The 13,277-nt window shown below is 41.9% G+C and carries 21 protein-coding genes; 19 read left to right on the top strand and 2 right to left on the bottom strand.

Annotated elements, in window-relative coordinates:
* Positions 1–4 precede the first annotated feature (4 nt).
* The 17 genes from AM305_RS02620 to terL all read left to right on the top strand — a co-directional run bounded on the left by AM305_RS02620 (position 5) and on the right by terL (position 9,082).
* Positions 5–622 carry a DUF3164 family protein gene (locus AM305_RS02620; RefSeq protein ID WP_005822931.1) on the top strand — a complete coding sequence of 206 codons (618 nt, stop codon included), beginning with the start codon at positions 5–7 and terminating at the stop codon, positions 620–622.
* A gap of 105 nt (positions 623–727) precedes the next feature.
* A complete protein-coding gene (locus AM305_RS02615) occupies positions 728–949 on the top strand; it encodes an ANR family transcriptional regulator (protein WP_005822930.1) in 222 nt (73 codons plus the stop codon).
* Positions 949–1,131 (top strand): hypothetical protein, encoded by a 183-nt coding sequence (locus AM305_RS02610; RefSeq protein ID WP_005822929.1) that lies wholly within the window; start codon positions 949–951, stop codon positions 1,129–1,131. Before AM305_RS02615 ends, AM305_RS02610 begins: the two co-directional genes overlap by 1 nt.
* A 22-nt stretch (positions 1,132–1,153) precedes the next feature.
* Complete coding sequence (locus tag AM305_RS02605; protein ID WP_005822928.1) at positions 1,154–2,098, top strand: hypothetical protein; 945 nt, start codon at positions 1,154–1,156, stop codon at positions 2,096–2,098.
* A 67-nt stretch (positions 2,099–2,165) separates the two neighbouring features.
* Complete coding sequence (locus AM305_RS02600) at positions 2,166–2,729, top strand: hypothetical protein (RefSeq protein WP_005822927.1); 564 nt, start codon at positions 2,166–2,168, stop codon at positions 2,727–2,729.
* Positions 2,713–3,135 (top strand): gp16 family protein, encoded by a 423-nt coding sequence (locus AM305_RS02595; protein ID WP_005822926.1) that lies wholly within the window; start codon positions 2,713–2,715, stop codon positions 3,133–3,135. The genes AM305_RS02600 and AM305_RS02595 overlap by 17 nt, the downstream gene beginning before the upstream one ends.
* Positions 3,136–3,265: 130 nt before the next feature.
* On the top strand, positions 3,266–3,796 hold the full coding sequence (locus tag AM305_RS02590; RefSeq protein ID WP_005822925.1) for a hypothetical protein: 531 nt from the start codon (positions 3,266–3,268) through the stop codon (positions 3,794–3,796).
* A gap of 480 nt (positions 3,797–4,276) precedes the next feature.
* Positions 4,277–4,438, top strand: a complete 162-nt coding sequence (locus AM305_RS12525) for a hypothetical protein (RefSeq protein WP_005822924.1) — start codon at positions 4,277–4,279, stop codon at positions 4,436–4,438.
* A 133-nt stretch (positions 4,439–4,571) separates the two neighbouring features.
* Entirely contained in the window at positions 4,572–4,997 is a 426-nt protein-coding gene (locus tag AM305_RS02585; RefSeq protein ID WP_005822923.1) for a Mor transcription activator family protein, read from the top strand.
* Positions 4,998–5,081: 84 nt separating this feature from the next.
* Positions 5,082–5,612 carry a glycoside hydrolase family 108 protein gene (locus AM305_RS02580; RefSeq protein ID WP_005822922.1) on the top strand — a complete coding sequence of 177 codons (531 nt, stop codon included), beginning with the start codon at positions 5,082–5,084 and terminating at the stop codon, positions 5,610–5,612.
* Between the two features lie 2 nt (positions 5,613–5,614).
* Entirely contained in the window at positions 5,615–5,860 is a 246-nt protein-coding gene (locus AM305_RS02575; protein WP_005822920.1) for a DUF2644 domain-containing protein, read from the top strand.
* Positions 5,857–6,216 (top strand): DUF2681 domain-containing protein, encoded by a 360-nt coding sequence (locus AM305_RS12885; protein WP_005822919.1) that lies wholly within the window; start codon positions 5,857–5,859, stop codon positions 6,214–6,216. The genes AM305_RS02575 and AM305_RS12885 overlap by 4 nt, the downstream gene beginning before the upstream one ends.
* Before the next feature lie 14 nt (positions 6,217–6,230).
* Positions 6,231–6,386, top strand: a complete 156-nt coding sequence (locus AM305_RS12520) for a hypothetical protein (protein WP_005822917.1) — start codon at positions 6,231–6,233, stop codon at positions 6,384–6,386.
* Positions 6,379–6,636 carry a hypothetical protein gene (locus AM305_RS02565; RefSeq protein WP_005822915.1) on the top strand — a complete coding sequence of 86 codons (258 nt, stop codon included), beginning with the start codon at positions 6,379–6,381 and terminating at the stop codon, positions 6,634–6,636. The genes AM305_RS12520 and AM305_RS02565 overlap by 8 nt, the downstream gene beginning before the upstream one ends.
* Entirely contained in the window at positions 6,636–6,890 is a 255-nt protein-coding gene (locus AM305_RS02560; RefSeq protein ID WP_005822913.1) for a hypothetical protein, read from the top strand. Before AM305_RS02565 ends, AM305_RS02560 begins: the two co-directional genes overlap by 1 nt.
* A 7-nt stretch (positions 6,891–6,897) precedes the next feature.
* Positions 6,898–7,401, top strand: a complete 504-nt coding sequence (locus AM305_RS02555; RefSeq protein WP_005822911.1) for a DUF1804 family protein — start codon at positions 6,898–6,900, stop codon at positions 7,399–7,401.
* Positions 7,402–7,465: 64 nt separating this feature from the next.
* Complete coding sequence (terL, locus tag AM305_RS02550) at positions 7,466–9,082, top strand: phage terminase large subunit (protein ID WP_005822909.1); 1,617 nt, start codon at positions 7,466–7,468, stop codon at positions 9,080–9,082.
* A 64-nt stretch (positions 9,083–9,146) separates the two neighbouring features.
* On the opposite strand, the gene AM305_RS02545 is transcribed toward terL, so the two are convergent.
* Together AM305_RS02545 and AM305_RS02540 are read right to left on the bottom strand one after the other, a co-directional pair.
* On the bottom strand, positions 9,147–9,353 hold the full coding sequence (locus AM305_RS02545) for a hypothetical protein (RefSeq protein ID WP_005822907.1): 207 nt from the start codon (positions 9,351–9,353) through the stop codon (positions 9,147–9,149).
* 9 nt (positions 9,354–9,362) lie between these two features.
* Positions 9,363–10,022 (bottom strand): antA/AntB antirepressor family protein, encoded by a 660-nt coding sequence (locus AM305_RS02540; RefSeq protein WP_005822905.1) that lies wholly within the window; start codon positions 10,020–10,022, stop codon positions 9,363–9,365.
* Positions 10,023–10,321: 299 nt separating this feature from the next.
* Between AM305_RS02540 and AM305_RS02535 the strand changes: the two genes are divergently transcribed.
* Positions 10,322–11,923, top strand: a complete 1,602-nt coding sequence (locus AM305_RS02535) for a DUF935 domain-containing protein (protein ID WP_005822904.1) — start codon at positions 10,322–10,324, stop codon at positions 11,921–11,923.
* Positions 11,916–13,271, top strand: coding sequence for a phage minor head protein (locus AM305_RS02530; RefSeq protein ID WP_005822901.1), 1,356 nt, complete (start codon positions 11,916–11,918; stop codon positions 13,269–13,271). The genes AM305_RS02535 and AM305_RS02530 overlap by 8 nt, the downstream gene beginning before the upstream one ends.
* The last annotated feature ends 6 nt before the right edge of the window (positions 13,272–13,277 follow it).

The following is a 13,277-nucleotide window of genomic DNA, read 5'->3' as shown; positions in this document are numbered from 1 at the left end:
AACAATGAGCAAAGTAACGATTGAAAATGAAATCTACTGGCGAGATGCAGACGGTAATTTAAAGCCGGAAGCATTAGTAAAAGAAATCGACAAAGAACGTGATGAATTAGTCCGTCAATTTGTGAGTAAAGCACAAGAGCTAAGTAAAGCGTTAGGCAATTTTAAGCAATCCGTATTTGATGATGTAGGGGCTTTTGTCAGCCTGTCGGCTGAAAAATATGGGGTAAAAATCGGCGGTGCAAAAGGCAATATCACACTATTTACCTATGATGGTGAATATAAGTTGCAGTTAGCAGTGCAAGAAAATATCCGTTTTGACGAACGAATCCACGCAGCAAAAGCCTTGATTGATGAGTGTTTGCACGATTGGTCGGAGGGGGCAAAACCGGAACTTAAAGCGTTAATTGATAATGCGTTTGAGGTGGATAAGGAAGGCAATTTATCTACGGCGAAAATCCTATCCCTACGCCGTGTTGAGATTGATGATGCACGCTGGAATCAAGCAATGACGGCAATTTCAGACAGCGTGCAGGTAATTGGTAGCAAAGGTTATATCCGTTTTTATAAACGCGATGAAAATGGCAAATATCAGCCGATTTCGTTGGATATGGCGGGGGTTTAAAGCCCTTTTAAATGCCCTTTAAAAATCTCCCCTAACCCCTCTTTTTCAAAGAGGGGAACAAGATAGAAGGGCATTTATAAAGTGTTTTAACCACAGGAGAAAAATATGAAACCTAAACCACCAAACATTAAAGCGGTTAAGTTTGACCGATATAAACACTATGCCGAAAAGGCAGCAGAAGCTGAACGCAAAGGCAACTATGCAGAAGCTAAAGATCATTGGGAAGTTGCAAAATTATCGGCGAAAACGACCGCTAACCGAGACTGGGCGGAACAGCGGGCAGAATTTTGCAAACGTATGAACAAGAAGCCTTTTAGGGGGAAATGATGACCGAAACCATAAAAGAACAACTTAACAGCCAGTTAAATGAGGCAATTATCCAGCTGATACAGGCACAGAAATATTTAAACCAAGATGATGCTATTCGTAGTGGTGTGTATGTCGGTACAGTGCAAGACCTACTACCGAAAGTACATTTAAAGTTATTAACAGTAAATCGTAAGCATTAACCAACCACACTAGGAGTTAAAAATGAAAAACAGTGATTTTATCCAAATGAGCCAATGCCATATTTTTAGCATTAAGTTCCCAACGGACAATATCAAAGGAGTCTTGGAGGAAGCCGAAATTGATGTAGGCGATAGCTACACTCAAGTTGAAATTGTAAAAAATCCAATGACAGGTCAGAAAGTGCAAGAGCTTGAAAATGGCTTGTTCTTCACGGTACGAGCCACTTTTAAGAAAGTTACCAAAGAATTACTTTCAGCCAAGATTTATGAATTAAAACAAAAAGCCAAAGAACGTCCTGATTTAGTGCCTCCAAGCAATGAAAAAGAGTGGCGGTTAGAAGCAGAAATGCAACTTTTCCACATTGTGCCGTTTTCAAGCGAGTTAGTGAATATCTTTTACAGTCCTGAAAAAGAATTGCTGATCACAAATAGCCGCTCAAAGCACACTCAATTGGCATTACATCACTTAATTAAATTATTCGGATTAGCTGGATTTAGAAGTGTAGTGGTATCTGATGAAAAACTGGGTTTAAACACACGCCTGAAAGATTACTTAGCTGAAGGCAAACCGATGTTTAAATTCTTAAATTTTGAACACGAAGCTACGTTAGGTAATCGTGACGAGGGTGACGAAACATTTTTGACTTGTCGCCACCTAGATAGTGAAAAAGGGAAAAATAAAGCCCTTGAAGCGTTAAATAACGGTTTTAGAGTGAAATCGGCAAAAATGCGATATGACGAGGGCAATTTCCCGGTGCATTTTAAGTTAGATGGTAATTTAAAAATCCGCTCAATGCGTTTTAGCGAATGTAGTGATGTTAGCAAGCAATTAAACGCACCAAATTTTGCAGCTAAATCATTGGCATTTACTGAATACTTAGAAAGTCAGCTTAATGCCTTATTGAAAATTGCAGAATGTACGGTACTGGAATTTGTGAATGAAACGAAGTTAGAAAGTTTTGTTTAAAACCCATTTACAGCCCATTTACCCCCGCTTTAAGTGGGCTGAATAATGTGTTTTACAGGAGGAAAAAATGAAGTTATGCAAATGCCCGATTTGCCATTCGGACATCTCGTTTGAGGCGTTGATTGAAGATGATGCCGCTCGGGAGTTATTTAACACGGTGATCACGATGGGAAGTGGTTGCGGTGCAGCGGTTGTGCCTTATTTGGGGTTGTTTAAGCCGGAAAAATCCAGCCTATCTAACAGTCGAGCGTTAAAGCTGGTGAAGAGTTTGTTAGAGATGTATCAACCCTCTAATGTGCTAGAAAGAGCGTTGCGAGATACGGTGGAGCAAGTCCGCCGAAATCGTAGAGAAACCGGCAGAATTGAGCCATTAGCAAACCATAATTACCTTAAAAAGGTGTATGAAAGTGTCAAAGTGCAGTTTGCCGTTGTGCGAACTGATAGCGACTTTAAGCCTCAGCATGAAAGCCCTGAACGGCAACAACGCAACCAAGAAGAGAAACTCAGAGGGGCTATCCAATATGTTGAGCGAATGAAAGGCTTGGGGCAATTAGAGCACATCAAAAACACGGAAAGCTATCAACTTTGGCTGAAATGGCAGGAGGAAAAGCAAAATGCAGCCGCAAACTAGAAAACAGATGATACAGAAAATCCATATTGGCAAAAATGAACTCAAACTTGATGATAACGCCTATAAAATGTTGTTATTAGAGGCGGTAGATAAGCCAAGTTGCTCAATGATGACCGACAGCGAATTAATGACAGTGCTGCAAACAATGAAAGCCAAAGGCTTTGTGGTGAAATCGAAAAAGTACGGCAAACGCCCAACCGCAAGCAAAACTGCCCCACATCGACAAGGGCTAATGAATAAGATTGGAGCTTTGCTTTATGAGAATAAAAAGCCGTGGGATTATGCCAACGCTATCGCCAAACGCTCTTTTGGGATTGAGCGGGTGCAATGGCTAACGGACGACCAGTTGCATAAGTTGGTGCAGATGTTGGCAAGTTATAACCATAGGCACGGAATGAGAGTATAGAGTTTATTTACAGCCTTATGCGGAGGGCTGAATAATAAATTTTACGAAATTTTTTGCATAGCCCACTTTTTAAAGTGGGCTTTTTTGTGGTAGATTTTAGGTGATTTGAGCTCATTAAAGGAAATTGAAAATGAAGAAACTATTAGCTTTTGCTTTCTTTTTGCCTGTTCTTACTCACGCAAATACTTTGAATCTACCGCTATGTGATGATCGTAATATTCAAGAAACATTAGCAGGTGTATTTAAGTTGAGAGGTGATGAAACTGGTGTTGATTTAACACCTAAAAGTATTGATTTTGTCAAAGAGGTTAAATTTCCAAATCAAGAAAAAGATATAAGAGCTTGTTCTGCTATTGTTCAAGCTAATATTTATAAATTTGATACGATATACTCCATTTCCCCTTATGAAAAAGGATTTTGGGTTCAATTAGAAGATGCTCAAATTATTATGGATCAAGAAACCCTATCGAAAGGTAAAAGCCAGTTCTCAAATTCTTTAGCAGAGGATAAATTGAAATCGTTTGAGTTAGCTAAGAAACACGGCAATATGTCGGAGGCTTGTACATCGTTGAGAGTTGCAAAGCAGTTTTATTTAGATGCTAATAATGAAGATGGATATATAAAAGTGAGTGATTTACTCAAAGAAAATAATTGTAAATAACCTTATTTTAGACCGCATAAAAGCGGTCTTTTTTTATGTTGTTATATCCAGTTATGCAAAATAAATCGCAAATAAGGCGGTTTTTAGCGGTTTTTAGCGATTTTAGTAACAAGGCAGGTTACAACTTAAGTTATATTAAAAAATGGCTTGTAGAGTGTTTTTGATAGGTTTTGCAGATCAAATCTATTGCAATGATCGGTAAAAGATTATAGAATGACTACTATCTGCTAAATAGCAGATAAAGGGAAGCCCTAAAAGGCTATAAACCTCTTAGGGCTTGTATTATTGCTAGTATATATTTTGAGTTTGCCGACCGAATATATATTAGCTAACCACGAAATCCCTTGAATACTTCAAGGAATAAGGGATTTTTGTATAAAAATACAGAAGCCAAGACTTGACTTCTGTGAAAACTGGTTACAAATTTTACCTGTTTTTCGTGAGTTTTCAAGGGTTTTTTCACTTTTTAGGAAAAATCTAATGAAAAAAGAAATTAAAAAGCAGGATAATTCTAGCTCTTGTGGCTATATTTTCAGACGTTTCAGACGAGTAAAAGGCTCTAAAGCGAAAGGTGAGGAGCGTTTCTTAGATGCTTGGGAATATGGTTATGAAGCTTGGAGAATCCCTATTAGAAAATGCTAATTTTTTCAAGACCGCTTTCACAAGCGGTCTTTTTTTATGCAAAATTTGCAAAAAAATTTTTAAGTAAGTATTACAGATTTGAACAACCCCCTTGGATAATGGCTTTCGTGGAAATTACTCAAGGGGGATTTTTATGTCTGAATTTGAAAGTGTTGAAGATTATTTGCCGGAAACGGTGAAAGAAATTGTGGGCGTGATTGGTTTGCCGGCAACTGAAAAGCTAATTAAAGCCTTTGGGGGCTTTTCATTTCAATTTTCTAACGGTAAAGTCTATTTTGACAAACTCAAAGAAGTATTAGGGCAAGATGATGCTGTGAAATTACAGGCTTATATGGGAGCTTGTGAGATCTATTTACCACGTTGCGAAACCGCATTGAGAATGTTGCGTAATCAGCAAATTTACGCCGATTATTGCCAATTAACCAAGCAAGGGGGATTAAGTGGTCGATTGGCAATTATGCAAATTTGCCCTAAATATAGCGTGTGTGATCGTGTTGCGTGGGAGGCAGTACGATATTATCAGCGTAAGCATACCGTTTCTCAAGCCACTTTGTTTTAGTGTGGAATCCTTTCGCCTGCTCCCCGTTGCTCTAAATCATTAAAGTCTCTTTAAATCATCATTGTATTTAAAGAGGCTTTTTTTATGACTGAACCTACCAAAACTAAGGCAACTCTTGCCGATTTTAATCTTGCATTTGACCGCTTAATCGGGCACGAGGGCGGTTATGTCAATGACCCGAAAGACCCGGGCGGTGAAACAAATTGGGGCATCACTATTCATACAGCTCGTGCGAATGGCTACACAGGCTCAATGCGTGCAATGAGCCGTGCAGATGCCAAAACGATTTACCTCAAAGCCTTTTGGCAACGCTACAACTGTGACCAATTCCCACCTGAGTTGGCTTTTCAGTTTTTGGATGCCTGTGTTAATCACGGCTCCGGTAATGCCAGCCGTATGTTGCAACGTGCGGTGGGTGTAGCGGATGACGGCATTATCGGCAAAGTGACTTTGGCTGCGATTGAGCGTTATTCGGTGGCTGATGTGGGCTTGCTTTTCCAGGCAGAACGTCTTGAGTTTTATACCAAGCTCAAACACTTTGACCGTTTTGGTAGAGGTTGGATTAACCGTATGGCAAGCAATTTGCGTTATTTTGCCAAAGATACAGAGGAGTAAAAATGAAACAGTTTTTACTTGATTTGATTACTAACAAAGACGGTAAGGCGAGCACTACCGGTTTTATTCAGTTTATCAGTTGGCTGGTGCTGTCGGGCATTTTAATTCACGCCTACCTTTACGATAAGCCGTTTATTTCTGATTGGTGGTTTGCCTATGCCGGTATTTGTGTGTTAGGCAGCCCTGCCACTAAAGGTGTGGTGAGTGCGTTAAAACAAAAAGAACGCTCAAGGGAGAATGAAGAATGATGACACAACAAATTGTCGGCTTTGCTGGTGTGATTGGCACGGTGCTTGCCTATGCGTTTTTTAAAGGTTGGCAATTAAAACAAGAACGTAAAAAGACCGCGATTTTAGAGGCTGAAAAACAGCAACAAGCGGTCGAAATTCAACAAAAAAATGCAGAGGTGAAAAATGCTCAAATTCAGCAAAAACACGTTAATGAAACTCGCCGCATTCAGCCTAGTGCCGTTGATGAGCAGTTGCACCAACACGGTTACTTCCGTGACGAACACCGGCTGCACAGCGTTCAGTCTGATTTATCCGAGCCGTGCCGACACGGTGGAAACGAAACGCCAAGTGCTTGCACACAATCTGACTTATGAGGAAGTTTGCAAGAATGAGCTTAATTAAAAAACTCAGACAACGTTGGCAAAAATGGCGATTTTACCGCCGCCGTCCTGACCTTGCAGAACTGCATAACGTGGTGCGTGCGGCGGTAGCAAAAGGCAATCAACACCCTGTTGGGCGAGCGAAACGGGGGCGTTATGATTGATGAGAAACTATTTCAAATTTTGCTCTCGTTTGTGATTGCTCCATTACTCGGTTTTGCGATTAAAGTTGTTTTTGACCGTATTAGCCGAAACGAGCAAGCGGTAAAAGAGCTAAAAGCAGAAATGGAGAGTAAATATCAATCGAAAGAGCTTGCCCACGAGGTTAATCGGGGCATTAGAGAGAAATTGGACGATATTTTGGACTCCATCAAAGAAGTAAACCAAAAACTAGATAAAAAGGCGGATAAGTAATGAGCCGTAGAAAACATAAACAAACTGATTCGGAAAAACTAGACCTGATTTTAGGTGGGCTTACCGAGCTTAATGGCAAAGTGGATAAGCAAAACGAAGAAATTGAACGCTTACACCGTGAAATCCAAGCCACAAATCGCTTAGTGAATGAAATGACTCGCAAAAATCGCCGTGATGCGGTGATTGCCGGTGGTGTAGGTGGTGGCATTATCGCGGTAGGTTTTGAGCTGTTACGCCTGAAATTTGGAATGTAGAGGACGTATGGCACACGATGTTGAAGTACAAAAAGCGGTTAGACAGGCTTATGTATTTGACCGTTTAAGCCTTGAAATGGCAGCCGAGCGTGCCGGTGTGTCGTTTGGCACAGCTCGCCGCTGGAAAGCCAACGCTGAAAAGAACGGTGATAACTGGGAAAAAGCCCGTGATGTGCAAGCAATGGCAAGTGGTGGCATTGAGAATATCGCTCAAGGCTTATTAGCCGGTTTTTTAATTAAATACCGCACGTTGATGACGGAACTTGAGGAAAACACGGAAATGACCACTGAGGCGAAAGTTGAGGCGTTATCTGCTTTAGCTGATTCTTTTGCGAAGATGACTGCTTCGAGCAAGAAGATTTTGCCAAGTGTGAGTGAACAAGCCACCGCTATTCGTACCGTTGAGATTATTGCCACCAAGCTCAAGCAACGCAGCCCTGCTCTGTTAGCAGAATTTATGGCAATGACTACTGAGCTAGAAGCAGAATTTGACAAAGCGTTTAAGAAGTAGCCTAGCACGGCAAGCCGTGCTGGGTTACGCATAATTCAGCCCCGTTGGGGCTGTTGGGTTATTTATGAGTTCAACAGAATTAAGAAAAAGCCTTGAAGCAATTCGTGCCGACTTGCAAAAATTTATTGAAGCAAGCAATGAGGGGTGGAGTGATAAACCTGACGATATTTTAAAGCGACGTGAGCAGGTATTTGATGTGGGAAGTGGTTTTGAGTTTTTTGTCTCTAACTACTTTCCGCATTATGTTCGCTCGCCACATAAATCTCAGTTGCATCATTATTTGTTTAAGCGGTTGCCGGAAATTATTCAAAGTCCGAAAAAGTGCTTAGATGCCATTGCCGCCCCTCGTGGTGAGGCAAAATCGACCATTGTGTCGCAGTTGTTTGTGTTGTGGTGTTTAGTGACGAACCGCAAAAAATACGCCTTGATTGTGATGGACAGTATCGACCAAGCCTACCCGATGTTAGAGGCGATTAAGGCAGAGCTGGAATTTAATAATCGTATTGGCATTGATTTCCCTGAAATTGCAGGGGTTGGGCGTGTGTGGCAGGTGGGTACAATCATTACTAAATTTGACCAAAAGGTGCAAGTTGCCGGTTCGGGCAAAAAATTACGTGGTTTAAGACACGGTGCGTACCGTCCTGATTTGGTGGTGCTGGACGATATTGAAAATGACGAGCAAGTCAGAAGCCCTGAACAGCGAGACAAACTCCACAACTGGCTGAAAAAGACCGTGCTGCCTTTGGGCTCTGCCGATGGCAAGTTAGATATTGTTTATATCGGCACCATTTTACATTACGACAGCGTGCTCAACCGCACTTTAGCCAGTAAAGCGTGGCATACCGCCCATTTTAAAGCGATTTTACAAATGCCCGACAATATGGCGTTGTGGGATAAATGGGAAGAATTTTACTTAACAGAGGGTGAGTTAGTTGCGGATGCCTTTTACTCGGCAAATAAAGCAGAAATGGACAAAGGAGCGATTGTCTCTTGGGCTGCTCGTCCGATTTTAGACTTAATGAAAATTCGGGCAAGGGACGGACACGCCACTTTTGACTCCGAGTATCAAAATGACCCTGTCTCGGGTGATGATGCGATTTTTGCCAACAGTATCCAGTATTGGACGGAACTGCCTGATGACCTGATTTATTTCGGGGCGTTAGACCCCTCAATGGGTAAAGCCGGAGCAAGCCGAGACCCAAGTGCGATTTTGGTCGGTGGCTATCACCGTGCAAGCGGCAAGTTATATGTGGTAGAAGCACAGATTAAGAAGCGTTTGCCTGATTTGATTATCGAAGATGTGATTAGGCTACATACGCAATATCACTGCCATAAATGGTTTGTAGAAACGGTGCAGTTTCAGGAGTTTTTGCAGACGGAGCTGGTTAAACGCTCGGCACAACGTGGCAAGCCTGTGCCAGCAATGGCAGTTAAACCTAACACCGATAAAATGTTGCGGATTGAGAGCTTGCAACCGCATATTGCTAACGGTTTGATTTTAATTCATCGCTCGCAATCGACCCTTGAAAGCCAGCTTAGACATTTTCCGAAAGCAGACCACGATGACGGCCCTGACGCTTTAGAGATGTTGTGGCGTAATGCGGTAACGGCTTCAGCTCCGATTGAGTGGGAGTCGATAGAAGATGAAGATTGGGAGTATCGGAGTAAATGGCGACATTAATGATGGGTAGGGACACACTGCGTGTATCCGTGAAATATGCCCTGCTATGCAGGGCAAGACATAATTAACGAACGAGTTCTGCTTTGGCTTGGTTAAGGCGGTATTGCAATCCATCGCCTACTAACCGAAGCAAGTTAGATAAATGGTAATTGGAGATTTGGTCGCTCGTATTATCCACAATCTCTAATAAATGGCTCACGCTGTATAAGGCTCCGCTTGCATAATCGAAGCCGTCTAGTGTGTCTTGAACTTGAATAGGTGTGATATTCATATTGCCCCCTTATGCATTTAAGCTAAGTGAAAGTTGATTGTGTCGATTTTGCAAAAGACGGTGTGTGTTAGGTGAATTTGTTGCTCTGCGCTCTATTAAGCCTAATTCAAACATTTTCGCTAAACGTGTGCCAAGTGCTTTTTTGCCTAAATTGAGTAGCTTACTAATTTCAGGGTTGCTCAAGCCCATTCCGCGATAACGCAAGATTTCTTTTGCTTCAGGATAAGCAACAAAGAAGGCTTGATGAGCACGCTCAATCAGCATTGTCGTTTGGTCTGGATTATTGAGTAAAAATGGCGGAATTTGTGCCAGTAATTTGGCGTTTTGTTCCGCAAGGGCTTTGGCATTTTTCTCTTGCTCAATGAAATAACGGCGAGCTTGGCGACCGAGTTCGGAGCGTTCGAGCATACAGAGCTCTTTCGCCATATCAAGGGTTAGGTGGTATTCCTTGACTTCGATTTCACGAGTTCCAAAGAACCCTCGCTCGACATTCTCAAATTTGAGAACCTCGATAAAATCAAGGGTTTTAGTAAAACCGTACTCTGAAATTCTACGGGTAATCCAGTCTTGGAATTTAGTAGAAACTTGAAGGCGAGCGTGTAGCTCACGAGCATTAACAAGAAGTGTAGTTTGGTTGGCGATAACGCCTGTGAAAGTAGTGATTGGCATTTTGACATTCCTTTTGATGGAAATCCCTAAATAACATTTAGGGCGGTCGAGAGCTCAAAACTCGTGTCAAATCGAGCGGAATTATTCCCCTTTCGGGTGTTGTATTCTTCGCACTCTCGACCATTGATAAAAATTGTTACTTTTTGACCGCTTGTAAATTGCGGATACAAAAAAATCACACTGACGGGGTGAATTAACCGTTTGACATAAGGCTTTTGAGACCTTGAATAAAAGAGTAACTCTACTTTAAAAGTTAGTCAATAACCTATGCAAAATAAATTGCAAAACAGGATGAAAAAATGAGCAAAAAGAAAAAACAATCCGGCGTTAAACCGAATTTAAAACAGGTTTCAAGCCCTATTCAAACCGATTTAGCCGAAATTACCGCCACAGGTCGGGTACTCTCCGACCACCCGAGCAATTTTATTACGCCAGCAAAGATGAAAAGCATTTTTGAAGATGCGGAGAACGGCGATATTACCGCTCAGCACGAGTTGTTTATGGATATTGAGGAGCGAGATAGCTCTATTTTTGCCAATATCCAAACCCGTAAGCGTGCCGCATTGGGCGTGGATTGGGCGATTGTTGCCCCTCGCAATGCCACACCGCAAGAAGAAAAATTGCGTGATGAGGTGGATGAGTTATTTTATCAGCTCGGCAACCTTGAAGATTTGGTAATGGACTGTATGGACGCTGTGGGACACGGCTTTGCTGCCCTCGAAATTGAATGGGCGTTTAACGGCAAGTTGTGGTATCCGAACGCCTTTATCCACCGTCCGCAATCGTGGTTTAAGTGGGATAAGGTAGATAATCTGTTGCTGAAAACCCGACAAAATACCGAAGGTGAGCCATTACGAGAATTTGGCTGGGTGGTGCATACGCATAAATCACGCTCCACACAGGCGGCACGCAATAATTTATTCCGCACGCTGGCGTGGCTGTATATGTTTAAGCATTACAGTATTCACGATTTTGCGGAGTTTTTGGAGTTGTACGGTATGCCTATCCGTATTGGTAAATATGGTGCTGGTGCAACGCCGGGCGAGAAAGACACGTTAAAACGTGCGTTAGCGGAAATCGGACACAACGCCGCAGGAATTATGCCGGAGTCGATGAGTATTGAGTTGCATAACGCCGCAAACGCAGGTGGTGCAGCCGGTAATAATCCGTTTTTGCAGATGGTGGATTGGTGCGAGAAATCCATTGCACGATTGATTTTGGGGCAGACCTTAACCAGCGGTGCGGATAATAAAATTTCAACGAATGCACTTGGCAATGTGCATAACGAGGTGCGGCGTGATTTGTTGGTGTCGGACGTGAAACAGCTGGGGCAGACGTTTACCCAGCAAATTATTTTGCCGTTTTTGCAAATTAACTTCGGGAATATCGACCCAACCCGCATTCCGAGTTTTGAGTTTGACACCAAAGAGCCTGCCGACTTGGCGTTATTTGCCGAGAGCTTGCCGAAATTGGTGGATATTGGCTTACCGATTCCGACTCAATGGGCGATGGATAAATTAGGCATTCCGGAGGCTCAAGAGGGCGAAGCGGTGCTAGGGCGTGCTGCCCCACTACAAGCGGTGGGATTGTCTGCAAAAATTGCAAATTTTCCGCAAAAAACAACCGCTTGCGAATGTGGTTGTGGTGGCAAAGCTCATGCTCTGTCAGCAGATTTGGGTGATAGTCAGTTGCCAGCAAATAGTCTGAATCAGCAAATGTTACCAATAGTAACGCAGTTAGCGAAAGCTTTTACGAATGGGAAAAACTACGAAGAAGTGGAACAAATTGCACTGAGTCAATTTAATGAATTAGATGATGAGCAACTTATTCAAGGATTAGCCCAAGCTCTGTTTGTAGCTGATATTTGGGGACAAATTCAAGGGAAGGCTCAACATGAATGAGAAAGACTTGTTGTTTGCTATTGGTTTAAAACCTAAAGAAGCGATAGCTTTTTTAGAGCAAAAAGGCTATGTATTGGGCTTTAACTGGCACGAAGTTTGGCAAGAGGCTCACGCCAAAGCCTTTACAGTAGCAGGTGTATTGAAGCAGGATATTTTAATTGATATTCATCAAAGTTTATTAGAGGCTCAATATAACGGTATTCCACAAGAAGAGTGGGAAAAGCAAATTACGAGAACGTTGCATCGCAAAGGTTGGATTGGTGATACACCAGATTTGATAGTAGATGAAAATGGTGAATTATTAGGGAAACGCTTAATCCCCCGTCGTTTGCATACCATTTATCAGACCAATATGCGAACGGCTGAACGGATTGGCGAATATAAAGCAATGCGTGAAATTATGCATTTACGCCCTTATTGGCGATATGTGGCGGTAAATGATAAATTTACTCGCCCTGCTCACGCTCAGTTACATAATAGTGTATATCATGCAGATGATCCGTTTTGGCATACATTTTATCCACCGAATGGCTGGAATTGCCGTTGTAAAGTTATTGCGGTGAAAAAACGTGATATTGAGCGAGAAGAAAAATGGGTTCTGCGTGAAACTAAGCCAGAAGATTTTGAAGAATACACAGAAACTATTGGTGGCATTGATCGAAAATTACAAGCCTATCGCTTGCCAAGTGGAAAATTATTTAAAACTGATGCAGCATTTAACTACAACGCTGGTCAATCACACCTTGCCAATTTAGGGCAAGCAATGCTGGAGAAAAGCATTTCAGCACCGCCTAAGTTAGCAGCGATTGCCATCAATGAAACTTTTAAGCATCCTAAGTTGATGCAAGCAATTAAAGACAGTTTTACGTTAGAAGTGCTGGCAGTTTCCCAGAATTTGGAGCAAGGTATTGCTCGACCACAAGGGAAAATTCATCATATTGGGGCAATATTGCCGCCTGTGGTCATTGCATTAGAGCGTGAGGGTATTGCACTTGAAAGTGCGGTAATTTCTATTGAAGATCGGGTTTTATATCACGCCTTGCGAAATGATAAAGCTAACCGCAAACAAGGTGATAAAAGATTGCCTGTGGATTTCTGGAAAGACTTGCCTGAAATGCTATTAAAACCTGTTGCAGTGTTGAGGGATAAAACAAGTAGAAATCCTGAAACTAGGGAAAATTCATTACTCTATATTTTTAATACCCCGAAAGGTAAAGTTTCAATTCGGTTTAACTACATAGAGAATGGAGAAAGAATAAATAGTGTTCGTAGTGGTGAAATTATTTTAGATGTAAGAACACTTAAAGATAAAAAACAATTCGACTTATTGTATGGAAGTTTAGATTAATAAAAA

The sequence above is a fragment of the Actinobacillus minor NM305 genome (assembly GCF_000175195.1).
GTDB classification, from domain to species: domain Bacteria; phylum Pseudomonadota; class Gammaproteobacteria; order Enterobacterales; family Pasteurellaceae; genus Haemophilus_A; species Haemophilus_A minor.
This window is presented reverse-complemented; position numbering and strand designations above follow the sequence as displayed.